This window comes from Kitasatospora sp. NPDC059408 (genome assembly GCF_042751525.1).
Lineage (GTDB): Bacteria > Actinomycetota > Actinomycetes > Streptomycetales > Streptomycetaceae > Kitasatospora.
On record NZ_JBHYWI010000037.1, the window covers coordinates 1 to 22,614 of the forward strand.

15 protein-coding genes are annotated in these 22,614 nt (G+C 75.7%); 9 read left to right on the plus strand and 6 right to left on the minus strand.

Annotation, left to right across the window (positions count from 1 at the left end):
- Positions 1 to 214: 214 nt before the first annotated feature.
- From ACFXDE_RS23875 to ACFXDE_RS23885, 3 genes are all read left to right on the plus strand, one after another.
- On the plus strand, positions 215 to 4,696 hold the full coding sequence (locus ACFXDE_RS23875; protein WP_380496800.1) for a polymorphic toxin-type HINT domain-containing protein: 4,482 nt from the start codon (positions 215 to 217) through the stop codon (positions 4,694 to 4,696).
- Between the two features lie 113 nt (positions 4,697 to 4,809).
- Positions 4,810 to 5,964 carry a DUF6183 family protein gene (locus ACFXDE_RS23880; protein WP_380496802.1) on the plus strand — a complete coding sequence of 385 codons (1,155 nt, stop codon included), beginning with the start codon at positions 4,810 to 4,812 and terminating at the stop codon, positions 5,962 to 5,964.
- Between the two features lie 345 nt (positions 5,965 to 6,309).
- Complete coding sequence (locus tag ACFXDE_RS23885; protein WP_380496803.1) at positions 6,310 to 6,996, plus strand: hypothetical protein; 687 nt, start codon at positions 6,310 to 6,312, stop codon at positions 6,994 to 6,996.
- Between the two features lie 645 nt (positions 6,997 to 7,641).
- Here the strand turns inward: ACFXDE_RS23885 and ACFXDE_RS23890 are convergent.
- Complete coding sequence (locus ACFXDE_RS23890; protein ID WP_380496804.1) at positions 7,642 to 9,045, minus strand: ATP-binding protein; 1,404 nt, start codon at positions 9,043 to 9,045, stop codon at positions 7,642 to 7,644.
- Positions 9,042 to 9,764 carry a response regulator transcription factor gene (locus ACFXDE_RS23895; RefSeq protein WP_380443370.1) on the minus strand — a complete coding sequence of 241 codons (723 nt, stop codon included), beginning with the start codon at positions 9,762 to 9,764 and terminating at the stop codon, positions 9,042 to 9,044. The genes ACFXDE_RS23890 and ACFXDE_RS23895 overlap by 4 nt, the downstream gene beginning before the upstream one ends.
- A 63-nt stretch (positions 9,765 to 9,827) precedes the next feature.
- On the opposite strand from ACFXDE_RS23895, the gene ACFXDE_RS23900 reads away from it, so the two are divergent.
- Both ACFXDE_RS23900 and ACFXDE_RS23905 read left to right on the plus strand, forming a co-directional pair.
- Positions 9,828 to 11,021 carry a glycosyltransferase gene (locus ACFXDE_RS23900; protein WP_380496805.1) on the plus strand — a complete coding sequence of 398 codons (1,194 nt, stop codon included), beginning with the start codon at positions 9,828 to 9,830 and terminating at the stop codon, positions 11,019 to 11,021.
- Positions 11,022 to 11,051: 30 nt separating this feature from the next.
- Positions 11,052 to 12,068 (plus strand): SDR family NAD(P)-dependent oxidoreductase, encoded by a 1,017-nt coding sequence (locus ACFXDE_RS23905; RefSeq protein WP_380443366.1) that lies wholly within the window; start codon positions 11,052 to 11,054, stop codon positions 12,066 to 12,068.
- Between the two features lie 65 nt (positions 12,069 to 12,133).
- Here the strand turns inward: ACFXDE_RS23905 and pcp are convergent, their stop codons facing one another.
- The 3 genes from pcp to ACFXDE_RS23920 are packed head-to-tail and all read right to left on the minus strand — an operon-like array spanning position 12,134 to position 14,494.
- Entirely contained in the window at positions 12,134 to 12,778 is a 645-nt protein-coding gene (gene pcp / locus ACFXDE_RS23910) for a pyroglutamyl-peptidase I (protein ID WP_380496806.1), read from the minus strand.
- A 28-nt stretch (positions 12,779 to 12,806) separates the two neighbouring features.
- Positions 12,807 to 13,775, minus strand: a complete 969-nt coding sequence (locus ACFXDE_RS23915; protein WP_380496807.1) for a DUF979 domain-containing protein — start codon at positions 13,773 to 13,775, stop codon at positions 12,807 to 12,809.
- Positions 13,772 to 14,494, minus strand: coding sequence for a DUF969 domain-containing protein (locus tag ACFXDE_RS23920; RefSeq protein WP_380443360.1), 723 nt, complete (start codon positions 14,492 to 14,494; stop codon positions 13,772 to 13,774). Before ACFXDE_RS23920 ends, ACFXDE_RS23915 begins: the two co-directional genes overlap by 4 nt.
- A 159-nt stretch (positions 14,495 to 14,653) precedes the next feature.
- Between ACFXDE_RS23920 and ACFXDE_RS23925 the strand changes: the two genes are divergently transcribed.
- From ACFXDE_RS23925 to ACFXDE_RS23940, 4 genes are read left to right on the plus strand one after another with little or no spacing between them, the layout of a single operon-like run.
- Complete coding sequence (locus ACFXDE_RS23925) at positions 14,654 to 15,343, plus strand: GntR family transcriptional regulator (protein ID WP_380443358.1); 690 nt, start codon at positions 14,654 to 14,656, stop codon at positions 15,341 to 15,343.
- Positions 15,344 to 15,396: 53 nt separating this feature from the next.
- A complete protein-coding gene (locus ACFXDE_RS23930) occupies positions 15,397 to 16,176 on the plus strand; it encodes a LamB/YcsF family protein (RefSeq protein ID WP_380496859.1) in 780 nt (259 codons plus the stop codon).
- The gene (locus ACFXDE_RS23935) at positions 16,173 to 16,796 is read left to right on the plus strand and encodes an allophanate hydrolase subunit 1 (protein WP_380496809.1); all 624 of its coding nucleotides are present in this window, start codon (positions 16,173 to 16,175) and stop codon (positions 16,794 to 16,796) included. The genes ACFXDE_RS23930 and ACFXDE_RS23935 overlap by 4 nt, the downstream gene beginning before the upstream one ends.
- 10 nt (positions 16,797 to 16,806) lie before the next feature.
- Positions 16,807 to 17,673, plus strand: a complete 867-nt coding sequence (locus tag ACFXDE_RS23940; protein ID WP_380496810.1) for a biotin-dependent carboxyltransferase family protein — start codon at positions 16,807 to 16,809, stop codon at positions 17,671 to 17,673.
- A 173-nt stretch (positions 17,674 to 17,846) separates the two neighbouring features.
- Here ACFXDE_RS23940 and ACFXDE_RS23945 read toward each other — a convergent pair whose 3' ends face one another.
- Complete coding sequence (locus ACFXDE_RS23945) at positions 17,847 to 22,571, minus strand: hypothetical protein (RefSeq protein WP_380496811.1); 4,725 nt, start codon at positions 22,569 to 22,571, stop codon at positions 17,847 to 17,849.
- Between the last annotated feature and the right edge of the window lie 43 nt (positions 22,572 to 22,614).

The following is a 22,614-nucleotide window of genomic DNA, read 5'->3' on the forward strand; positions in this document are numbered from 1 at the left end:
ACTCCGGGGGGGGGGGGGGGGGGGGGGGGTTTGGGGCCCCGGGGGCCCGGGGGGGGGGGGGGCCCCGCCAGCCCCCCCCCCGCCGCCGGTTTCGCCCCTAAAGCATGCCCTGACCACTTCCAGGGCCGCCGGCGCGGATTGCGGACGCCTGCGGCCGTCACGGCACTCCGGTGCCCGATTCACTGACGGATTGCGACATTCGATGAAACAGTCATTGACCGCACGGACCCGGTCGCGCCTCGCGGCCGGGTTCGTGGCGGGCAGCCTGCTGACCGGGCTGCTCTCGACGCACGCGGTGGCGGACACCACGCCCGCCACCGCGGCGAACCCCGACCGGGTCAAGGTCGTCGCGGCCTGGCAGGCCGGCGGGCCGGCCGTGCGCCGCGCCGCCGAGAGCGCGCTGACCGGCACCGGTGACGACCTGGCGGCCTTCCTGGCCAAGGGCCGGGCCACCGCCGCCGACCAGGACCTGCGGGCCAAGATCGAGGAGCTGATCGCGACCTCCGGTCCCGGGGTCCGCGCGGCCGGCACCGCCGCGCTCGCCGGATCCGCCGACGACCTGCAGAAGTTCCTCGCCACGGGCGCCAAGAAGGCCTACGAGGACGACCAGCGGGTGCGGGTCTCCCAGCTCATGGCCACCGGCGGGCCGGGCGTGCAGGCAGCCGCCGCCAAGGCGATGGACGGCAGCCTGGACGACGTCAACCAGTTCCTGAACACGGGCCAGTTCAAGGCGAGGGACGACGACGACCGCGTCCACCTCTCGCAGCTGATGGCCTCCGGCGGGGACGAGGTCAAGAAGGCCGCCAACACCGCGCTCAACGGCTCGATGGACGACGTCCAGCAGTTCCTCCAGTACGGCTACCAGACCGCGGCCGCGCACGACCAGGAGAAGCTGACGGTCGCCCAGCTGGCCGACCTCACCAAGACCGCCTCCGACCAGGCCGGCCAGCAGGCCCAGACGGCCAAGGACGCGGCGGGCAAGGCCTTCGACGCCACCAAGCTGGCCAAGGAGGCCGCCGAGAAGGCCGCCGCCGAGACCAAGGCCGCGCAGGGCTCGGCCGGTGCCGCCTCCAGCGCCGCCGGCCGCGCCGCCGACGCCGCCTCGCGCGCCGCCACCGCGGCCCAGACCGCCTCCGCGGCGGCGAAGGCCGCCAACGAGGCGTCCCGCCAGGCCGCCAACGCCGCCGCCAACGCCGCCGCTGCCGCGACCAAGGCCGGCAACGCCGCGTCCCAGGCGCTGGCCGCCGCGGCCGCCGCCGCGGGCGACGCCAGCCAGGCCGACGCCGCGAACAAGGCCGCGGCCACCGCCCGGGACGCGGCCGTCAACGCGCGCACCGCCGGCGAGGCCAGCCAGTGGGCCGGCCTCGCCGCGACCCAGGCCGGCGCGGCCGCCCAGGCCGCCGCCTCCGCCGGTGCCAACGCCGCCGCGGCCGCCCAGGCCGCCGCCGACTCCGCCACCTACGCGGGCGTCTCCGACGCGGACGCCGCCCAGGCCCGCCTGGCCGCCGCCCGCGCCCGCAGCGCCGCCGCCGAGGCCACCCGCGCCGCCAACGCCACCGTCGCGATCGCGGCCCAGGCCGCCGCCGCGGCCGGGGACGCCCAGCGCGCAGCCAACGACGCGGCCGCGCACGCCGAAGCGGCCGCCACCGCGGCCGAGCAGGCCCGCCAGCACGCCAGTGACGCCTCGAACTGGGCCAACGTCGCGAAGGCCGCCGCCACCGCGGCCGACGCCGACGCCAACTCGGCCGACAACTCCGCCAAGCAGGCGCACAAGGTCACCGACATCGCCCGCGCCTCCGACCAGGAGCGCCTGGACGAGCAGCAGGCCGTCGAGATGGCCGCCGCCGACGAGGCCTCCCGCGAGGCCGACCTCAAGGCGAGGACCGCGGCGTGGGAGTCCGGCAAGGTCACCCAGTTCGCCGCCGACACCGACCAGCTGATCAAGGACGCCACCGCGTCCGGCGTCGACGCGAAGACCGCCGTCCTCAAGGGCCGTCAGGCCGCGCTGCGCCTGCTGGACGCCGGCGGTCCGTGGACCAAGGCCGCCGCCCAGACAGCCCTGGAGGGCGACGACAGCGCCGTCCAGGCGTTCCTGACGACGAACCTGAACGTGGCCCGGGACCGGGACGACCGCACCAGCGTCATGGCCATCGCCCAGGCGCCGGGCAAGCTGGAGAAGCGCCTGGCCGCCGAGACCGCCTCGGTCGGCACCCCCGACCAGGTGAAGGCCTTCCTCGCCACCGGCCAGTACCCGGGCAAGGACGACGACGACCGCGTCGCCCTCTCCCAGATCATGGCCAACGGCGGCCCCGGCGTGAAGGCCGCGGCCGGCAAGGCCCTGGACGGCACCATCGACGACGTCCGCGCCTTCCTGACGGTCGGCCAGTTCAAGGCCCGCGACGACGACAACCGCGTCCTGGTCACCCAGGCCCTGGCCAGTGGCGGTCCCGAGGTCAAGGCGGCCGCGCAGGCCGTCCTGTCCGGACCCGCCGACGGCCTCGTGCCGTTCCTGCAGACCGGGATCCTGAAGGCCCAGCAGCGCGACGCCGTCACGGCCGCCCACGTGGCGACCATCGCGTCCTACCTCGCCACCATCGACGGCTCGGTCGCCCAGGCGCGCCAGTACGCGGCCCAGGCCGGGCAGTCCTACGCCACCGCCAGCAACCTGGCCGACCAGGCGGCGGGCTACGCCAACCAGGCCGGCCAGTCCGCGCAGGCCGCCCAGGGCTTCGCCAACCAGGCCGCGCAGTCGGCCCAGGCCGCCCAGGCCAGCGCCCAGCAGGCCGCCCAGTACGCCCAGCAGGCCCAGGCGTCGGCGGCCTCCGCCAACGCCGCGGCCCGCAGCGCCGGCGTCTCCGCGGCCGCGGCCACCGGCTACGCCGCCCAGGCCCAGCAGTACGCGGCCACCGCGAAGGCGGCGTCCGACCAGGCCCAGGCCAGCGCCGCGGCCGCCCAGCAGAGCGCCGCCGAGGCCGCCAAGGCCGCCGCCGACGCCCAGGCCGCCGTCTTCCAGAAGCAGCAGGCCGAGGCCGCCAACGCCCAGACCCCGGCCGGCACCGCCGGCTCGGACACGAGCAACGGCGAGAGCGGCGGCCGGGCCTACTACATCGAGGTCGTCCCGCACGACGACGTGAAGCAGGAGATCGTCAAGGACGACATGTCCAAGTGCATCACCGACGACCCCGGCACCATCGGCGGGTGGCTCTTCGGTGACTCCAAGACCTGGCACAACAACGCCTCCGGGCAGCAGGTCTGCACCGTCCCGGTGAAGGTCAAGGTCACGGGCACCGTCGACTACGTCATGCGCACCTGCCCCGAGGCCGGGCTGACCGTCGACGCCTGCAAGGGCAAGTACAGCGTCTGGGACACCGTCGTCCTCAACACCGTGCAGCTCGACGGCAAGACCGCGTACGACTCCACCATCGAGCTCAGCTACTCCGACTACGCCCAGCACTACAAGGTCTACTGCGGTCCGGAAGGCGGGTGCGCGACCGGCGACAGCTCGCGGCTGCTCCTCCACCTGCTGACCGACGACTTCGTCAAGTGCTTCAACAACCCCGGCCTGAACGCCTCCTGCGCCTGGGCGGCGGCGACCTTCGCCCCGGTCGGCAAGCTCGCCGAAGCCGGCAAGGGCATCATCGCCTTCCGCTACGCCCTGGAGACCGGCGTCGGCATCGAGGACGCCAAGCTCGCCCTCCAGGCGACGCTCAAGGGCTACAGCCAGGCCACGATCAACAGCTTCACCAGCATGGCCGACACCATCACCAAGTTCCGCACCTCGCTCAAGGACGGCGTCGGCACCGACGACGCGCTCCAGGCCCTGAAGCAGAACCCGAACGCCGACCCGGCCCTGGTCAACGAGCTCCAGGACGAGGCCGACACCGTCAAGAACCTCCGGCAGGCCTGCAAGACCAACAGCTTCCCGGCCGGCACCCTCGTACTGATGGCCGACGGCACCCGCCGTCCCATCGAGCAGATCCGCGTCGGGGACACGGTCACGGCCACCGACCCGGCCACCGGCGCCACGACCGCGCAGCGCGTCGAGAACACCATCTACACTCCCGACGACCGTGACTTCACCGAACTCACGATCACCGCGCCCGACGGCACCACCTCGCCCGTCACCTCCACCGACCACCACCCGTACTGGTCGGAGAGCGCCCACGACTGGCGCGACGCCGCCGGCCTGACCGTCGGTGACACCCTGCGCACCTCCGACGGCCAGACCGCCCGGATCACCGCCACCCGGCACTGGACCACGCTCCAGCCCGCCTACAACCTCACCGTCGGCAACGTCCACACGTACTACGTGCTCGCGGGCGCGACCCCGGTGCTGGTGCACAACTCCAACACCGACGACTGGTGCCCGGCGGTCTTCGCCATCCTCGGCAACGGCGAGCACATGTCGCCGGCCGGCCTGATCTACGCGCCCGGCAAGATCGCCCACGTCCTCGAACACATGTCGAACATCCAGGGCAGGGCGACGCACACCGTCTTCCTCGAGAGCAACCCGATCAAGGCCCTGGACCTGGTGGACGAGGCCTGGACCATGAGGGCGAAGGGGATCCCCGTCGACGCGTGGGCCAAGGACGTCCCCATGGGCAGGGTGATCGGTACGAACGGCGAGAAGTGCATCCGGCTGGCGGTCGACTTCGCGACCGGCCGTATCAACACCGCCTACCCGGTCGTGTGCTGAGACACCCTCTTCCATCCATGAGACCCTTCTGAGGAAGGCTCGGCCCGCCCCGTCGAACGGGGCGGGCCGAGCCCTTTGCGGAGGGCCACCCGACGTTGGGAAACAATCACGCCATGGGCAACGACATCACCCGCACAGTGGACGGCCTGTGCGAGGCCGAGGACTCGGACGTCTCCGTACTGCGCGCCGAGGTCGAATCGCGGGTCGCCACCGGCGAGTTCGGCTGGGCCGGCGACCTCGCGGCGGAACTCGCCGCCCGCACCGCCGCGGGAGAGGACCGCAAGGGGCACTGCGCCGCGGTCCTGTACTGGACGCTGAACGCCCTGGCCGCCCGCCCCGGAGCGGAGAGCCTGCGCGCCCTGGTGCGCGTGCTGGACTCGCCGCACCAGAGCGTCTCCCCGCGCTACCTGGCCGCGGTCGTGGCCCACGGGCACCGCATCGAGGACATCGCCGACGTGGTGTTCGGCCAGGTGCCCGAGGCCGCCCAGGCCCGCGAGTTCGCGGCCTGCCTGCTCCACGAGACGGTGCTCGTCTCCGACGCGGTCAACGGCTACCCCGCGCTGCGCGCCTTCGCCGACACCCTCGTGGCCGAGGACCACCCCCTCGCCGTGCTGCCACTGGACCTGCTGCCCGAGGAACACGGGCTGCGGCGCCCCGCGGACGCCGCGGACGACTGGACCTGGACGGTGCCCCCCGTCTGGCCGGAGCCGGGCGACGCGCTGGAGACCACGCCGGCGATGCGGCAGCGGACGGCCGACGCCGATCCCACCGAGACCGGCGTGCCCGCGACCGTGGAGGCCATGGGCGCGGCCGTCGCCCACTGGCTCGCCCAGTCCAACGGAAAGATCGCCGCCCAGGAGTTCTGGCTCCCGGACCCGGTCACGCCCGAGGACGTCCCGGCGCTCCTCGCCCTCCTGCCGCTCACCCCCTGGCCCGCGGACGAGGCCCCGGCCAGGCTCCACCCGTCGAGCCCCGACCTCGCGCTGCGCACCCTGCTCACCGCCGCGCTGCGCGCACCGGCCTACGGCCACGGCTGCTACGGCGCCTACGGCAGGCTCGCCGCCTGGCGCTCCCTGGCCGCCCTGACCGCCGGCCCCGCCGACACACCGATCTCCGAGACCGCCGAACGCGTGCGGCAGACCAGCTGGTTCCGCATCGGCACCGCCTCCGCCCCCTGGTTCCACAACGTCGCCTGGGACCTCGCCCTGGCCGCCCTGCGCCCCGGCGGCCAGGAGTTCGCGGTCCTGGCCGCCACCGACACCGACTGACCGCGGCCGTCCGGCCGACGGGTGTCGCGACGTCAATAGCCCCGTGCGGCAACGCCGGGCCATCGTTGCCGACGGCCGCCCACATCACCGTGGACATCCCCGTGACGCACGTCGCGGAGGGCCGGGAGGTGCTCGTGCCCGCCGGCTGGCGGGCGGTGGCCGTGGCGCCCCGGGGGCGCCGCCGGGGCCCTGGCCGGCCGCCCGGGGGCGGGCCCGGTCGGGTGACCTGTACATGATGCCGTAATCACGTTGTGACAGGGGGTGGCTGGTTCGTCCCCGTCCAGGTGTGGTGGGATGTGCCCCGTTGCCGGGCGACGGGCCCGGTGGTGGGCACGGGGGTGCGTGGTGAGGAGTGGATGGCTGCTCGGGCTGGACGGGGACGCGGCGCGGGTCGCGGGTCTGGGTCTGGTCCGGCTGGCGGCGGACGAGTGGGCGGGCGGGCCGGACGGGGCCGCCGAAGGGTCCACCGGGGCCGCCGCATGGCTGTGGCACGTGCGGGCGGCGTCGTTCGCGGACACGTGGCTGGCCTACGGCGAGTCGCCGGCGCCCGGGCTGCGGGTACCGGCCGGGGCGGTGCTGGAGTCGCTCGCCCGCCGGGCCGCGGAGCTGGTCCTGCGGGCCCGGCGGGACGACGGGCCCGCGGCGCTGGAGTGGCTGGGCCTGTGGTCGGCCGAGGCCCGCGAACGGGCGCACTGGGCGGACACCGCCCACCCCAGCGAGCCCGCCGCGCTCGTCCTGGTGTGGCACGGCGTCCAGGCGATCACCGCCGAGGACCCGGAGGACCGCGACGCCCACGGCCGGCACATCACCGAACGCTGCGAGGCCTACGTCCGCGAGCGGCACCGCCGCCAGGACACCCTGGCCCTGCTGCTGTCCTGCGCCCGGATCGCCGCCACCGCCCTGGTCGAACTGGGCGACGGCGACCCGGCCCGCGCCGGCCGGTGGCTGGAGGACCTCGCCGACCGCACCGTGCCCCACGACGGCCCGGCACCCCTGTGGGTCCCGGGCCGGCCGTCGCAGACCGCGGGCTGAGAGGGCGGGCGAGGGGCCCGCACGCCCTCCGGGGCCCGGCGTGTCCGGGGCGAGGGGCCCGTACGCCCTCCGGGGCCCGGCGCGTCCTCGGGTCGGGCCCGGGTCGCGAATCGTCCCACCGGGGCACCCGCAGCCGGCGAGACACTGCGGCGCCGACACGGGCCGGAGCCGATCGGGCAGGCCACGGAGGACAGGAGCTCGCCCACCACGCGACGGGCACGCACCGCAACGGGTACCCGAGCGCCCTGCCCGGCCGATGTGCCACGGCGAGGACACGCGGGAGACCGCAGGCCGGGCCGGGCCGCAGACGGCCCCGCTGGGGCACCAGCAGCCGGGCAAGGCGCCGTGGCGCTGGCCAGGTCCGGTCGACGGGCCCGTGCCGCTGCCGGGTGCCCCGGCGCCCAGCCTGCCCGCAGAGGGGCCGCGGCGAGCAGAATCCGGTGCGGCGCCGGGCCGGGCCCGACCGGCGAGCCCGTGGGGACGTGACCCTGCTCGGGCCCGAGCCGCCGTACCGGCCCGCTCCCCCGCGCCGGGGCGTCGGTGCGGGCCGGGCAGAACTGTGCGCGGCGGGGCGGACTCGCCGGGCCGGCCGAGCGCGAACCGGAGCCGCGAGCCTCCCGGGTTCAGCCGGCATCGCCGCCCCGCTCAGGCCGGCAGGCGCAGGCGGAACAGGGCGCCGCCGCCCTCGGCGGCTTCGGCGGTGAGGGTGGCGCCGTGGGCCTGGGCGATCTGGCGGGCCATGGCCAGGCCCAGGCCGGAGCCGGGGAGCGCGCGGGCGGCGGAGGCGCGGTAGAAGCGATCGAAGACGTACGGGAGGTCCTCGGGGGCGATGCCGGGGCCGTGGTCGCGGACGGTGAGCTCCAGCCGGGTGAGGCGGATTTCGACGGTGCCGCCGGGCGGGCTGAACTTGGCCGCGTTGTCGAGCAGATTGGAGAGCAGCCGGGCGAGGCGGGCCGGGACGCCCGCGACGGTGCGTTCGACCGCGGAGGCGTCGAGGGCGTCCCGGGCGTCCAGGGTGTCCAGGGTGAAGGCGACGGCCGGCCAGTGGCCGCGGGCGGTGTCGACGCAGTGTTCGACGAGCGGGGCGAGGGCGACCTGTTCGAGCAGCGGCTGGGGTTCCTCGTCGCGGGCGAGTTCGATGAGGTCGTTGACCATGCCGGTCACCTCGCGCAGTTGGCGGCGCAGCGCGGATGCCGCCCGCTCGCGCTGACTGTCCGTCAGGCGGTCGGCGCGGGAGAGGAGTTCGGCGTTGGTGCGCAGCGCGGTGAGCGGGGTGCGCAGTTCGTGGGAGGCGTCGGCGACGAGGCGGCGCTGGGCGGCGACGGACTGTTCGAGTTCGCCGAGCATGGTGTTGAAGCTGTCGGCGAGTCTGGTCAGTTCGTCCTCGCGGCGTCCGGGTGGCAGGTCGATGCGCAGGCCGGCGTCGCGGGTGGCGGCGATGCGTTCGGCGGTGCGGGTGAGGCGGGTGACGGGGGCGAGGGAGGTGCGGGCGACGGTGAGGCCGAGGAGGGCGGCGAGCAGGACGCCGCCCGCGGCGACGGCGGCCATCAGGGCGCCGGCCTGCCGGACGCCTTCCTCGACGCTGTCGGAGCGCAGGGCGACCTGGACGGCCTGGCGGGTGCCGGGTGGTGCCGCGGTCATCGGGGTGGTGAGCATGCGGGCGGGGTGGCCGCCGATGGTGAGGTCGGTGAAGTAGCCGGGGCGTTGGCGGGCGGCGACCTGGCGGGTGGCCGGGGTGACGGGCAGTAGGTAGGGCTCGTTCGCCGTCTTGGTGGGGTCGGCGGGGACGATCTGGGCGCAGGCGGGGGCGGCGAGGTAGTTGCATTCGCCGTAGACGACCTGGGGGCCTTGGTCGCGGTGCTGCTGCTGGACGAGGGTGGCCTGCTGGGTGAGGTGCTGGTCGAGCTGGTGGTTGAGTTCGTAGCGCACGACGCTGAACGCGGCGGCGCTGATGCCGAGGGCGACGACGGCGACGGCGGCGGTGCAGGCGAGTGCGAGCCGGGTGCGCAGTGGGCGCCGGCGTCGCCAGCGGGCGTGTGCCGCCCTCATGTCGCCCGGTCCGGGGTGTCGGGGGTGCCGAGGCGGTAGCCGACGCCGTGCACGGTGTGCACCAGGCGTGGTTCGCCGCCGGCCTCCAGTTTGCGGCGCAGGTAACCGACGTACACGGCGAGGGAGTTGGAGTCGGGGCCGAAGTCGGCGCCCCACACCCGTTCCATGATCACCTCGCGTGGGAGGACCTGGCCGGGGTGGCGCAGCAGGACGTCGAGGAGGGCGAATTCGGTGCGGGAGAACTCCACCGGGCGGCCGGCCCGGGTGCCGGTGCGGGTGTGCGGGTCGACCTCCAGGTCGGCGAAGCGCAGGCCGGGTTCCTCGTCGGGGGCGGTGGCGCTGCGGCGCAGCAGGGCGCGTAGGCGGGCGGCGAGTTCGTCGAGGGCGAAGGGTTTGACGAGGTAGTCGTCGGCGCCGGCGTCGAGGCCGTCGACGCGTTCGCTGACGGAGTCGCGGGCGGTGAGCACGAGGATGGGGATGCGGTCGCCGAGGGCGCGCAGGCGGCGGCAGACGGCGAGGCCGTCGAGGACGGGCATGAGGAGGTCGAGGACCATGGCGTCGGGTTGCCAGGAGGCGACCTCGGTGAGGGCGGCGAGGCCGTCGGCGGCGCCGCGCACCTGGTAGCCCTCGATGGTGAGGCCGTCCTCGACGGCGGCGCGCACCTCGGGGTCGTCGTCCACGACCAGCACTCTTTGCCCGTTGGCTTGCCCGTTGATCATGTGGGTCAGCCTCTCAAATGCTCTCTGAGAAGTCTCTTAGACGGCCTGAGCAGGCTCGTCGGCATGTGGACGACGACAGAACACGAGACCGCCGAGGAGCTCCCGCCGCTGTCGGTGGTGATCGGGGCGGGTGGCACGGGTGGGCACATCTATCCGGGGCTGGCGCTGGCGGAGGCGCTGCGGCGGGCCGATCCGCGGGCGGTGATCTCCTTCGTGGGCACCGAGCGCGGTCTGGAGACGACGCTGATCCCGCAGGCGGGCCACCGGCTGCACACGGTCGACATGATCCCGTTCGACGCCTCGCTGGGCCCGCGCCGCTACCTGTTGCCGGCGGCGCTGCTGCGCTCGGGCCGGCGGTGCCGGGAGATCCTGCGGGAGCAGGGTGCGCAGGTGGCGGTGGGGATGGGCGGGTATCCGAGTGCGCCGGTGATCGTGGGCGCGCGGATGGCGGGGCTGCCGAGCGTGGTGCACGAGTCGAACGCAGTGCCCGGGCGGGCCAACCGGTTCGCCGCCCGGCTCACCCCGCACGTGGCGCTCGCCTTCGACCGCACGCGGGAGCACCTGCCGGCCGGGCGGGAGGTGCAGACGGTCGGGATGCCGCTGGTGGGGGCGGTGGCCCGGCTGGAGCGGGCGGCGCTGCGGGCCGAGGCGCGGCGGCACTTCGGTGTGCCGGCGGGCGCGGGGCTGCTGGTGCTCAACGGCGGCAGTCTGGGGGCGGCGCGGTTGACCGCGGCGGCCGTCGAGCTGGCCGGGCGCTGGCGTCACCGCACCGACCGGCGGCTGCTGGTCAAGACCGGCCCGGCCGCGCTCCCCGAGGTGCGGGCGGCGCTGGCGGGCAACCCGGTGGCGCACGCGGTCGCCTACCTGGACCGGATGGACCTGGCGTACGCGGCGGCCGACCTCATGGTGTGCCGGGCCGGTGCGGCGACGGTCGCCGAGTTGTCGAGCGTGCGGATGCCGGCCGTCCTGGTGCCCTATCCGCACGCGCCGCACGATCACCAGACGCACAACGCGCGGGTGCTCTCGGACGCGGGCGCCGGTCTGCTGCTGGCGGACGGGGAGTGCACCGGCGAGCGTCTGGCGGAGCTGGTGGATCCGCTGCTCGCGGATCCGCGGCGGCTCGCGGCGATGGCGGCGGCGGCCGATCCGGGTGACCACGCGGTCGCCGCGGACCTGCTCGCGGCGAAGGTGCTGCGCGTGATCGGGCGGGCGCCGGCCCCGGCCCCCGCCTCTGCCCCTGCCCCGTACGGGCTCTGAAACACCCGAACCGACTTCTGGAGGACAGTGATGACCAACCTCAACGACACCGTGCGGCAGGACTGGAGCGGGCGGACCGTCCTGGTCACCGGCGCCGAGGGCTTCATCGGCAGCACCCTGGTCGACCTGCTGGTCGAGCGCGGTGCCCGGGTGCGGGCCCTGGTGCACTACAAGCCGTACGCCGAGCGCGGCTACCTCGCCCGCTACCTGGCCGGCCCCGACGGCGCGGTGGAGATGGTCGCGGGCGACGTGCGGGACGCCAACCGGGTCCTGGACGCGGTCGCCGGCTGCGACACGGTCTTCCACCTCGCGGCGCTGATCGGCATCCCGTACAGCTACCAGGCCCCCGAGGCGTACGTGCAGACCAACGTGGTCGGCACGCAGAACGTCGCCGCGGCCTGCCTGCGCCACGGCGCCCGCCTGGTGCACACCTCCACCAGCGAGGTGTACGGGACGGCGATCACCGCGCCGATCGACGAGCGGCACCCGCTGCAGCCGCAGTCCCCGTACTCGGCCTCGAAGATCGGCGCGGACATGATGGCGCTGTCCTACTGGCACGCCTTCGAGCTGCCGGTCGCGGTGGTGCGCCCGTTCAACACCTACGGCCCGCGCCAGTCGGCGCGTGCGGTGATCCCCACCGTGCTGGCCCAGCTCCACTCCGGCGCGCGGGAGATCAGGCTCGGCTCGACCACCCCGACCCGCGACTTCACCTACGCGACCGACACCGCCGAGGGCTTCCTGGCCGTCGCCCGCGCCGACCGCGCGCTGGGCGAGGTCGTCAACCTCGGCACCGGCAGCGAGGTGTCGATCGGCGACCTGGCCAAGGCGCTGATCGTCGCCTCCGGCCGGGACGCCGAGATCGTCGTCGACCCGAGCCGGCTGCGCCCGGGCGGCAGCGAGGTCGAGCGGCTGCTGTCCGACAACCGCAAGGCGCGCGAACTGGCGGGCTGGGAGCCGCTGGTGGGCCTGGACGAGGGGCTGCGCCGCACGTCGGAGTGGGTCGGCGAGCACCTGCACCTGCTCGCGCCGGAGCGCTACCAGGTCTGACCGGGGCCGCTGGTGAGGTGGTGAGGTGGTGACGGATCGTCAGATTCGTCACCACGGAGGGGATTTCAGTGGGTGGCCCCCTCCGGGACGCGCAGGTCGGCGGAGGTGGTGGCCGCGGCGGTGAGCAGGGCGCGCAGCGCGTGGGCGACGGCGTCGGCCGGCAGGGAGGGCTGGGCGCGGTCGAGGACCTGCTCGGGCAGGGCGGGTATGTGGACGAACCCGCCGCGCACGCCGGGGCGTTCGGTGGCGAGCAGGTGCATCAGCGCGTAGAAGACGTGGTTGCAGACGAACGTCCCGGCGGTGTGCGAGAGGGAGGCGGGCAGGCCCGCCGCCCGGACGGCGGCCACGCAGGCCTTGACCGGCAGCGTCGCGAAGTAGGCGGCGGGGCCGCCGGGGACGACGGGTGCGTCGACGGGCCGGGCGCCCGCATTGTCGGGGATGCGGGCGTCGTCGACGTTGACGGCGACGCGCTCGACGGTGACGTCCGGGCGGCCCGCCGCCTGGCCCAGGCAGACCACCAGGTCCGGGGCGCACTCCCGCACCGCGGCGCTCAGTTCCTCGGCCGCCCGCCCGAAGACGCAGCTCAGGCGGACGGCGGTGACCAGCAGCCCCTCGGGCGGGTTTTCGGTGACGAGGCGGGCGACCTCCCAGGACGGGTTGACGTCGGCGCCGTCGAACGGTTCGAAGCCGGTGAGCAGGACCCTGGTCATGGGCGGGCCTTTCCGAGAAGGGATCAGGTCAGAACGCGAAAAGCGACATGATGGCGATGTTGCACACCAGCAGCGCGCCCGCGGTGGGGATCTGGGCCTTGATCGGCCCGTACTGGTCCTTGAGTTCGAGCAGCGCCGCCGGGACGAGGTTGAAGTTGGCCGCCATCGGGGTCACGAGCGTGCCGCAGAAGCCGGCCAGCATGCCCACGGCCAGGACGACGCCCGGGTGGCCGTGCAGCTGGGTGATGAGGATCGGCCAGCCGATCGCGGCGGTCATCACCGGGAAGGCGGCGAACGCGTTGCCCATGATGATCGTGAACAGGGCCATGCCCAGGCAGTAGAGCGCCACCGCCGCGTACTTGCTGCCGTCCGGCAGGAAGTGGGTGGTGATCCTGCCGACCTGGGCGCCGACGCCGGCGGCCTGGAAGATCGAGCCCAGCACGGCCAGGAGCTGGGGCAGCAGCAGCGACCAGCCCATCGCCTCCAGCAGCCCGCGCCCGGAGTGCAGGGCGACGACGGGGTTGCGCTCGCGGGTGAGCAGCAGGGCGATGCCGAGCGCGACGAGCGAGCCGATGCCGAGGCCGAGGAGCGTCTCGCTGCCGGTCTGGAGCAGTGGACTCCCGCCCAGGTGCACGCCCTTGAGGAGCGTGCCGCAGGCGAGTGCGACCAGCGGCAGGGCGAGCGCGGGGATGAACAGCTTGCTGCCCAGGCGCGCGGCGGAGGCGGCGCGCTGCTCGGGGGCGGCGGCCGTGGAGGTGCCGCGGCCGGTGAGGCCGAAACCGGCCAGGCAGATCATCGCCAGGACGGCGGCGCCCAGCGGGGCCGCGGGCGCGCTCTTGTCGGCGACCCGGCTGCCGTAGACGAAGCTCGCGCCGAGCAGGCCCCAGAAGGCGGCGCTGCCGTGGCGCTTGGGGTTGGTGCGGTCCACCGCCATCTGCGCGGCCATTGCGAGGAAGACGGCCCCGACCAGCCAGTACAGCCACTCGACCTTGATCACTTCGTCTTCTCCTCGACGCGGGTGGCGGCTGCTTCGTCGGCCGCGGGGGCGCCCTGAACGTCCCGGGCGAGGGTGGCGTCCAGGCGCAGCAGACGGGCGCCGTGGACGAGGGTGGCGCAGACCGCGGTGGGGATGGCCCACAGGGCGAGCTGCACCGGTTCCAGGTCGGTGTGGTAGGTCGCGTTGACGAAGCCGGTGATCAGGAGGATCGAGCCGACGGCGAGGAAGCAGTCCTCGCCGAAGAACAGGCCGACGGTGTCGGCGCTGGCGGCGAAGGAGCGCAGGCGTTCGCGGGCCCGTTCGGTCAGGGTGCCGTGGCGGCGCTCGGCGGCGGCCTCGGCCATCGGCGCGATCATCGGGCGCACGGCCTGGGCGGGTCCGCCGAGGCCGGTGAGGCCGAGGGCGGCGGCGAGCTGACGCACCACCAGGTAGACGGCGAGCAGGCGTCCGGCGCTGACCCTGGCGAGCTTGTTCATCAGGGTGCGGGCCTGCTCCTGCAGGCCGTGGCGCTCCAGGAGGCCGATCACGGGCAGGGTGACGGCGAAGAGGGTCACCGAGCGGCTGGAGGCGAAGCCCGTGCCGAAGGCCTCCAGGACCTTCATCGGGCTCATCCCGCCCAGGAGTCCGGTGACGACGCCGGCGGCGCCGACGACGAGGAGCGGATTTCGCCGGGTGGCGAACCCGGCCACCACGACGAGGATGCCGATCAGAACGATCATGTTCCTGACCGCCTTTCAGAGGGGCCTCCGCCCCTGTGGGTGGCCGTCTGGGGCGCCGCGGGCGGAGGAGGTCCCGGCCGGGTGGGCCGCGACCGTTCGGGGGTTGCCGAGAGGCTAGGGGATTGTGGAACAATCCGACAAGAGTTCAGGAGGTGGAACGTGACCGGGGTTTTCGACGCACTCGCGGCCGACCGGAGCCGGATCGAACGCGCCAGCGCCGCCCAGCGGGTGGCCGACGTGCTGCGCGACCACATCACCGAGGGCCGGCTCGCCCCCGGCACCCGGCTGTCGGAGGAGGCCCTCGGCGACGCGCTCGCCGTCTCGCGCAACACGCTGCGCGAGGCGTTCCGGCTGCTGGCCGACCAGCGGCTGGTCGTACACGAGCTGAACCGCGGCGTGTTCGTCCGGATCCTCAACCCGGCCGACGTCGCCGACATCTACACGCTGCGCCTGGCCCTGGAGACGGCCGGCGTGCGCGCCCTGCACAGCGCCGCGCCCGAGCGCCTGGCCGCGGTGCGGGCCGCACTCGCCCGGGCCGAGGGCGCCGAGGCGCTCGGCGACTGGGTCACCGTCGGCACCGCCGACCTGCACTTCCACCTGGCCGTCGCCGGGCTCGCCGGCAGCGAGCGGATCGACGAGTGCATGGCCCGCCTGGTCGCCGAACTGCGCCTGGCCTTCGCCGCCGTCCCCTCGGCGCGCGAGCTGCACGCGCCGTTCCTGCGGCGCAACCAGACGCTCACCGGGCTGCTGGAGTCGGGCGAGATCGACGACGCCGAGGTCGAGCTGACCCGGTACCTGAACGACGCGCGCGCGGTGATCATCCGGGCGATGACGGGGGGCGTGAGGTGACGCCGCCGCCCGATCCGACGGTCATCGACCTCAACGCCGGGCGTTCGACGGTCATCGACCTCCACGCCGGGCGTTCGACGGTGATCGACCTCAACGCCGACCTCGGCGAGGGCTTCGGGCGCTGGACCCTCACCGACGACGAGGCGCTGCTGTCGGTGGTCACCAGCGCCAACGTCGCCTGCGGCTTCCACGCCGGGGACCCGTCCACCATGCGGCGGGTGTGCGCGCTGGCCGCCGAGCGGGGCGTGCGGATCGGCGCGCAGGTCTCCTACCGGGACCTCGCCGGCTTCGGGCGCCGCGCGATGGACGTGCCGCCGGACGAACTGGCGAACGAAGTCGCCTACCAGATCGGGGCGTTGCAGGTGTTCGCGCAGGCGGCCGGGGCGCGTGTCGCGTACGTCAAACCGCACGGCGCGCTGTACAACCGGACGGTGCACGACGAGGAGCAGGCCCAGGCGGTGGTCCGGGGCGTCCACCTGGCCGCGCCGGGCCTTCCCGTCCTCGGCCTGCCCGGTTCGCGACTGCACGAGGCCGCCGGGCGGGCCGAACTGCCGGTGGTCGCCGAGGCGTTCGCCGACCGCGCCTACACCCCGCACGGCACGCTCGTCCCGCGCCGCGAACCCGGCGCCGTCGTGCACGAGGCGGACGCCGTCGTCCGCCGCTCGGTCGCCATCGCCCGCGACGGCGAGGTCACCGCGCGCACCGGCGAACGCGTCCGGCTGCGGGCCCGCTCCCTGTGCGTGCACGGCGACACCCCCGGCGCCGCGGACCTCGCCCGCCGGGTCCGAACGGCCCTGCGGGCGGCCGGAGTCCGGGTGGAGGCGTTCGCGTGAGCACACGAGTCCTGCGGGTCGGCCAGGACGCGCTGCTGGTCGAGCTCGACGGCGCCGAGGAGACCGCCGCCTTCCACGCCGAACTCCAGCGCCGGCGCGCCGCGTCCGTGCTCCCGCCCGTCGCCGAGGTCGTGCCCGCCGAACGGACCGTCCTGCTCGACGGCGTCGTCGACCCCGACGCCCTGGCCGCCGAACTCACCGGCTGGCACGTGCCGCCGCTGCGGGCGACGTCCGACGAGACGGTGACCGTCCCGGTGCGCTACGACGGCGCGGACCTCGCCGAGGTCGCCGCGCTGTGGGGCGTCGCCGAGGACGAGGTCGCGCGCATCCACTCCGCGACCGAGTTCCGCGTCGCCTTCAGCGGCTTCGCCCCCGGCTTCGGCTACCTCACCGGCCTGCCCGAGCGCTACCGGGTACCGCGCCGGGCCGTCCCGCGCCCCGCCGTCCCGGCCGGCTCGATCGCCCTCGCCGGACCGTACACCGGCGCCTACCCGCGCCCCTCCCCCGGCGGCTGGCAGCTGATCGGGCACACCGACGCCGTGCTGTGGGACCCCTCCCGCGAGCGCGCCGCCCTGTTCAGCCCGGGCACCCGGGTCCGCTTCGTCATCGAGGACGCGTGATCAAGGAAGCATGACCGTAACCGTTGTGAGCACCGGCCTGCTGACGACCGTCCAGGACCTCGGCCGCCCCGGCCACGCGCACCTGGGCGTGCCGCGCTCCGGCGCCCTCGACCAGCCCGCCCACCGGCTCGCCAACCGCCTGGTCGGCAACCCCGCCACGGCCGCCACGCTGGAGACGACCGTGCTCGGCTGCGCGGTGCGCGCCCGGCGCGCCGTGACGGTGGCCGTCACCGGCGCGCCGTGCGCCGTCCGCGTCGACGGACGGCCCGCCGCGTGGGCCGCGCCGGTGCGGGTGCCCGCCGGGGCGCTGCTGGAGGTCGGCGCGGCCACGTCCGGTGTGCGCAGCTACGTGGCGTTCGCGGGCGGACTGGCCGTCACCCCCGTGCTCGGCAGCCGCTCCACCGACCTGCTGTCGGGGCTGGGCCCCGCGCCCCTGGCCGTCGGGGACGAGCTGGCGCTCGGCACGCCGTGCGGCCCGGCGGCCGGGGCGGACGTGGTCGCCTCCCCCGCCGCGCCCGACCCGCTGCTCCTGCCGGTGCTGATCGGCCCGCGCGACGACTGGTTCACCGAGCGCTCCCTGGCCGTCCTCACCGGCTCCGGCTACCGCGTCTCCCCCACCAGCAACCGGATCGGCCTGCGCGTGGACGGCCCGCCGCTGGAGCGCGCCCGTGAAGGCGAACTCCCCAGCGAGGGCATGGTCCTGGGCGCCGTCCAGGTCCCGCCGGACGGCCGCCCGGTGGTCTTCCTCGCCGACCACCCCACCACCGGCGGCTACCCCGTCATCGGCGTCGTCCCCGCCGCCGCCCTACCCGCCGCCGCCCAGGCCGCCCCTGGCACCCCGGTCCGCTTCACGGCGGTACGACGCCGGCGGCGGTGAGTTCGGCGCCCCGCACGCCCGGCCGTAGCGCTCCACGAACGCGCGGAAGTCCGAGGGGAGCTGGACGCCGAGCCGCTCGACGGCCGCCTCCCAGCGCACCTCGACGGGCGGGCGGCCCGGGTCGCCCATCAGGTCGCCGAGGCGGCCGAGGGCTCCCGCCGGGCCCTGGCCGGTCACGGGGCGCTGCCGGCGGGGGCGCCGTGGATGGCGGTCCATGTCGTGGTGAACAACTCGTGTAGTGGGAGCGGGGGTTGGATGCGGGGGAAGGGGGCGTGGATTTCGTTGCCCCACAGGGGGCGGACGGTGTGGGTGGCGAGTTTCGGGGTTTCCAGGGGGAGGTGGGGGGACTTGAGGTCGGTCCACTCGCCGGGGAGGAAGAGGGTGCGGCCGGCGCGGGGGCGTTTGGCTTCGGTGACGGTGCCGGTGGCCAGGAGTTCGGTGCGGGCTGCGGTGTGCTGTTTGGCCGTCCAGGCGTTCCAGCGGCGGACGTTGCGGTCGGTGGGGGCGGCCAGCGTGGCGAGCTGGAGGTAGAGGGCGGCCGCGTCGGGGCCGACGTCGAGGTGGCGGGCGGCGTGGGCGACGAGGTCGGGGCAGGAGTGCCGCGGGTCGGCTTCGTAGGCGCCCGCCGGGACGGGGGTGGTCCGGGCCCGATGCATCATGCGCTCCAGGCCGCCGCCGGGCAGGTAGGGCATGAGGACGTTCAACTCGGCTGCCAGTTCCGGGATTTCTCGTACGATCCGGCGGGCCTGCGGGTCGCTGAGCGCGGCCGGGCGCAGGAAGGCCTGGCCGCTGGGCGCGCTGACGACGAGCGGGCCGAAGTCGTAGGCGACGGGCAGGGGGGCGTCGGTGTCCTTGCGGCGGCCTTCGGCCACCGGCAGGCGCTCGGGGCCGAAGCGGCGCGCCAGGCCTTCGGGGGTGTCCTTGACCGCGGCCCGGCCCATCGCCAACAGCAGCTCCGGGCGGTCGAGTTCGGCGCGCAGGCGCTCGTACAGGTGGAACGCGCCGGCCACCGCCGGATCGCCGACCGGGCGGTCCGTCCACGCCCACACCAGGGCGCTCGCGGCCTGCCGCAGGTCGAGGCCCACCGGGGTGCCGTAGGGCAGGGCGGGGCCGCCCGGCGGGACGGCCCGCACCTCCACGCCGCTCCCGTACGGGGCGGCCGCGAGCTCCCAGCCGGCCGCCTCCACCGCCGTGTCGGCGCCGGCCGCGTAGCCGCCGGTCAGGCGGCGGGCCCAGACCTCGGACAGGCCCAGGTCGCTCTCCAGCGCGTCGGCGGCCGCGTCGTCGACGGCGGGCAGGGCGCCGAGGCGCTCGCACCACGCGGCGGCCATCCGCTCCGCGGCCGCCTCGACGCCGCCGGGGCGCCACAGGTCGGCCGGGTCCTCGGGCAGGGCCGCGGCCAGGACGGCCCGGCGGCCCTCGTCGCCCAGGCGCCGGCACAGCTCGCCGTAGGTGTCGGCGGTCATCGGGGTGGCCTTGTACGGGGCTTTGGTGACGAGGGCGCGATGGTCGTCCCGGCCGGGGCGGGCGGGCAGGCCGGCGAGCACCAGACGCGCCAGCGGCCGCCGCACTCCGGTGAGTTCGGCGAAGCGCGCGACCGCCGCCTCGGACAGCGCGAGCGGCCCTGCCGTCTCGACGGCGGCGACGAGGGCGTGCAGGCGGGCGGCGTCGTCGCGGTCGATGCGCACGAGCCGGGCGGCGGGGACGGGCTGCGCGAGCGCCGAGTCCGCGCCGGTGACGAACCAGTGCTGCGACGTCCCCTGCGCCCGTACGCGCGCCGAGGCCACCGCGAGGCCGTCCGCGCGCAGGCGGGCCAGGGTCTCGGTGTCCGTGCGCCCCGTCCGCCAGTGGCTGCCCGCGCGGGCGAACGGCTGGTCGGCCCAGGTGTCCAACAGGGCCAGCAGGGCTGCGCGTTCGGTCCCGGGTGTGGGGGCGATCACGGCCCGCCAGGCGGCGGCGTCGATCGCGCCCAGCAGCTGCGGCCACTCGTGCGGGGGCGCGGGCGGCGAGAGGCGGCGGACCTCCTCGCCGATGGCGCCCGCGAGGTGGGCGCCGTCGGCGGCGAGCGCACCCAGGGTGGCGGGCAGCGGTGTGGGCGGGGCGTCGGCCCGCCCGGGGCCCTCCGGGAGCAGCCCGAACAGGGCGGGCATCAGCTCGGTGTCGGGCGCGGAGCGGCGCGGCAGGACGGGCGGGGTCTCGGCGAGGATCGCGACCCGCCGGTGCAGGGCGAGGCGGCGCTCCTCCACCCGGGCGGCCCGCAGGGTGACCGCGGCGACCGCCTCGACCAGCACCGGGTCGGTGACGGCGGGCAGTTCGCGGGCGACGGCGGCGCGCAGCGCGCCGGGGCCGTCGAGGGCGGCGGCGAGCAGGGCGTCGGCGGCGGGGCGGGTGACGGCGCGCAGGGCGCGGGAGGCGGCCCGGTCGCGGGTGCGCAGCAGGTACCAGTAGGCGGGCGGCAGGGCGCTGCCGCCGCAGACGGTGACGGCGCGGGTGGGGGTGCCGCGGGAGCGGCGGGGCGTGTCGTGGCCGTCCTGTTCCCACAGCAGGGTGCCGTCGGGGGTGTAGGCGCGGACGCCGGTGCGGGTCTGGGACTCGGCGAGGACGACGTCCTCGGCGGCGCCTTCCGGGGGTGCCCACAGGCCCCAGGGGGTCTGGCCGGGGCGGTCGATGTCGAAGCGGGCGGTGCGGCCGTCGACGCTTTCGAGGAGGAAGTGGTCGGGGGCGTGGTCGCGGTGGCGGGTGCGGTACAGGACGCGGGTGCCGACGAGTCCGTCGCGGCTGCCGAGCGGGGAGGTGGTGAGGGTGTCGGGCAGCGGGGCGAGCTGGAGGTCCTCGTGGGAGACGGTCATGCCGGTTTCGGCGGGCCGGGCGGGGTCGGCGGGGCGGCCGGGGAAGGCGGGCAGGGGCGTCTCGCCGCGGGGTTCGCCGGTGGCGGGGTCGACGGGCCGCCAGGGGCGGTCGCCGAAGACGGCGTTGGTCCAGATCCGCGTGCCGTCGCCGAGCTGGAGTTCGTCGCCGTCGATGCCGTGGGTGTCGCCGGGGCGCAGCACGTGTCCGCCGCTGTGGCGTCCGGTGCCGTCGGCGGTCTCGAACTGGAAGCCGTAGGCGCCGTCCAGGCTGCCGCCGTAGGGGACGAGGCCGCGGACTTCGCCGGGGGTGAAGGGGGTGTCGGGGCGGTCGGCCCAGACGGCGGTGTCGCAGTGGTAGGGGCTGGGCTTGAGGGTCCAGCTGATCAGGAAGGAGCCGCCGGCGTAGTGGGCGGCGAAGAGGGTGGCGTCGTCGGGGACGGTGAAGCGGCAGGTGGCGCGGATGCCGTCGGGGTCGACGGCGACGGCGCGTTCGCGGTTGAAGACGGTCAGGACGGGCCAGGTGCAGGTGATGCCCTCGATGCCGGTCGGGCCGTCGGCCCCGTCCGCTTGCGCCTCGAATTCGGCGCGGACCGACTCCAGGGCGGGCCAGGCCAGTTCCTCCGGCAGTCCGGCGGCCAGGGAGCGCCGCAGGGCGCCGGCGGTACCGGCCTCGGCGAGGGCGTCGGTGAGGCCGGCGAGGGCGGTGACGGTGGGGCGGTCGAGGACGGTCTCCAGTTCGGTGACGGCTTCCTCGGCTCCGGCCATGCCGCCGCCGGCGACGGTGTCGAGGAGGCGGGCGACGCGGGCGGCGACCTCCTGGGCGATGCCCTCGTTGCCCGGCAGCAGGGTGATCGCGGTGCCGGCGCGGCGGCGGGCGGACCCGTGGTGCGGGAGCAGGCCGGCGTGGACGGTGCCTTCCAGGCGGGGGCCGAAGACGGGGTCGGCGGCGAGGGCGGCGAGGTCGCGGCGGGAGTCCTCGCCCCAGAAGCGCAGGCGCGTCTCGGGGCCGGGGTCGGTGACGGGTACCCGGGCGGCGAGGCAGGCGTCGAGGAGGTCGGCGTCCAGGCCCTGCCAGTGGTAGCGGGTGGTGTGGAGCGTCACGGCGCTGCCGCCGGCCCGCAGGCGGGGCCCGAACCGGCCCACCGTGTCGAGGAGTTCGGAGGGGAGCTGCTGGCGGGCGACGCCGCCGCCGGACTGGCGCGCGTACTGGTACATGTGGGCGAAGTGCCCGAGCCAGCGGTGCAGGCCGCCTTCCGGGACGATCCGGCCCTCGGCCATCGCCCGCACCGCGCCGCAGGCGATCAGCAGCCGCAGCCAGGCGCCGCCGTCGGTGGTGCCGGACGGGAAGAGCTCCACGAGGGCGGCGAGGTGCGCGCCGGTGGGTGGATGGGCGTTCAGGAGCGGCGCGGCGTCGTTGAGCAGGGCGGCCGGGAGGGCCTTGTCCCGTGCGGTGGCGAGGATCGCGCCGGCCATCCGGGCGGCCTCGCCGTCGCCGTGTCCGGCGGCCTTGGCGGAGGCGCGGGCGCGGCGGACCAGGTCGGCGGGCAGCTCGGCGGGCGAGGCCGCCCAGGCGGTGAGCAGCTCGTCGAGGGCGGTGTGGGCGGCGGACGGGTCCAGCGTTTCGGCGAGGAAGCGCTGGTGGGCGGCGAGTTCCTTGGCGGGCAGGGCGCCGCACCCGGCGAACAGCAGGGCGTTGGCCCGCCGGTAGCCGGGGTCGACGGGCAGGCCGTGGGCGGACTCGGCCGCGCGGGCGGCGACGTAGCCGCGGGCGGCGGCGCGGATGCCGTTGCGCAGCAGGCGGTGGCCGACGGTGTCCCAGAACCACGGCAGGTGTGCGGGCGGCAGCCGCCGGGCCCGTCGTGCCATCAGGTCGACGAATCCGCCGGGCTTCTCCCAGTACCGGTTGAACTGGCCGTTCATCTCCTCGACCGCCTCGCGCGTGGCAGCGGCCGCGCCGGGGTCGTGGGCGGCGGCCCAGTCGGCGTACGTGGTCGAGGCGTACGCGTCGGGGGTGGTGGCGGGCAGGAGGGATTCCAGCGGGGCGATCATGCTCCGGATCGTCGCACGGGCCTGTGACAGGGCCCGCGAGGGG

Bases quoted from the DNA above. Each gene is read 5' to 3' on its own strand.
- ACFXDE_RS23900 (WP_380496805.1), top strand. From the start codon at position 9,828: ATGTGGACGACGACAGAACACGAGACCGCCGAGGAGCTCCCGCCGCTG.
- ACFXDE_RS23920 (WP_380443360.1), bottom strand. From the start codon at position 14,494: ATGATCGTTCTGATCGGCATCCTCGTCGTGGTGGCCGGGTTCGCCACC.
- ACFXDE_RS23945 (WP_380496811.1), bottom strand. From the start codon at position 22,571: ATGATCGCCCCGCTGGAATCCCTCCTGCCCGCCACCACCCCCGACGCG.
- ACFXDE_RS23895 (WP_380443370.1), bottom strand. From the start codon at position 9,764: ATGATCAACGGGCAAGCCAACGGGCAAAGAGTGCTGGTCGTGGACGAC.
- ACFXDE_RS23890 (WP_380496804.1), bottom strand. From the start codon at position 9,045: ATGAGGGCGGCACACGCCCGCTGGCGACGCCGGCGCCCACTGCGCACC.
- pcp (WP_380496806.1), bottom strand. From the start codon at position 12,778: ATGACCAGGGTCCTGCTCACCGGCTTCGAACCGTTCGACGGCGCCGAC.
- ACFXDE_RS23880 (WP_380496802.1), top strand. From the start codon at position 4,810: ATGGGCAACGACATCACCCGCACAGTGGACGGCCTGTGCGAGGCCGAG.
- ACFXDE_RS23905 (WP_380443366.1), top strand. From the start codon at position 11,052: ATGACCAACCTCAACGACACCGTGCGGCAGGACTGGAGCGGGCGGACC.
- ACFXDE_RS23940 (WP_380496810.1), top strand. From the start codon at position 16,807: ATGACCGTAACCGTTGTGAGCACCGGCCTGCTGACGACCGTCCAGGAC.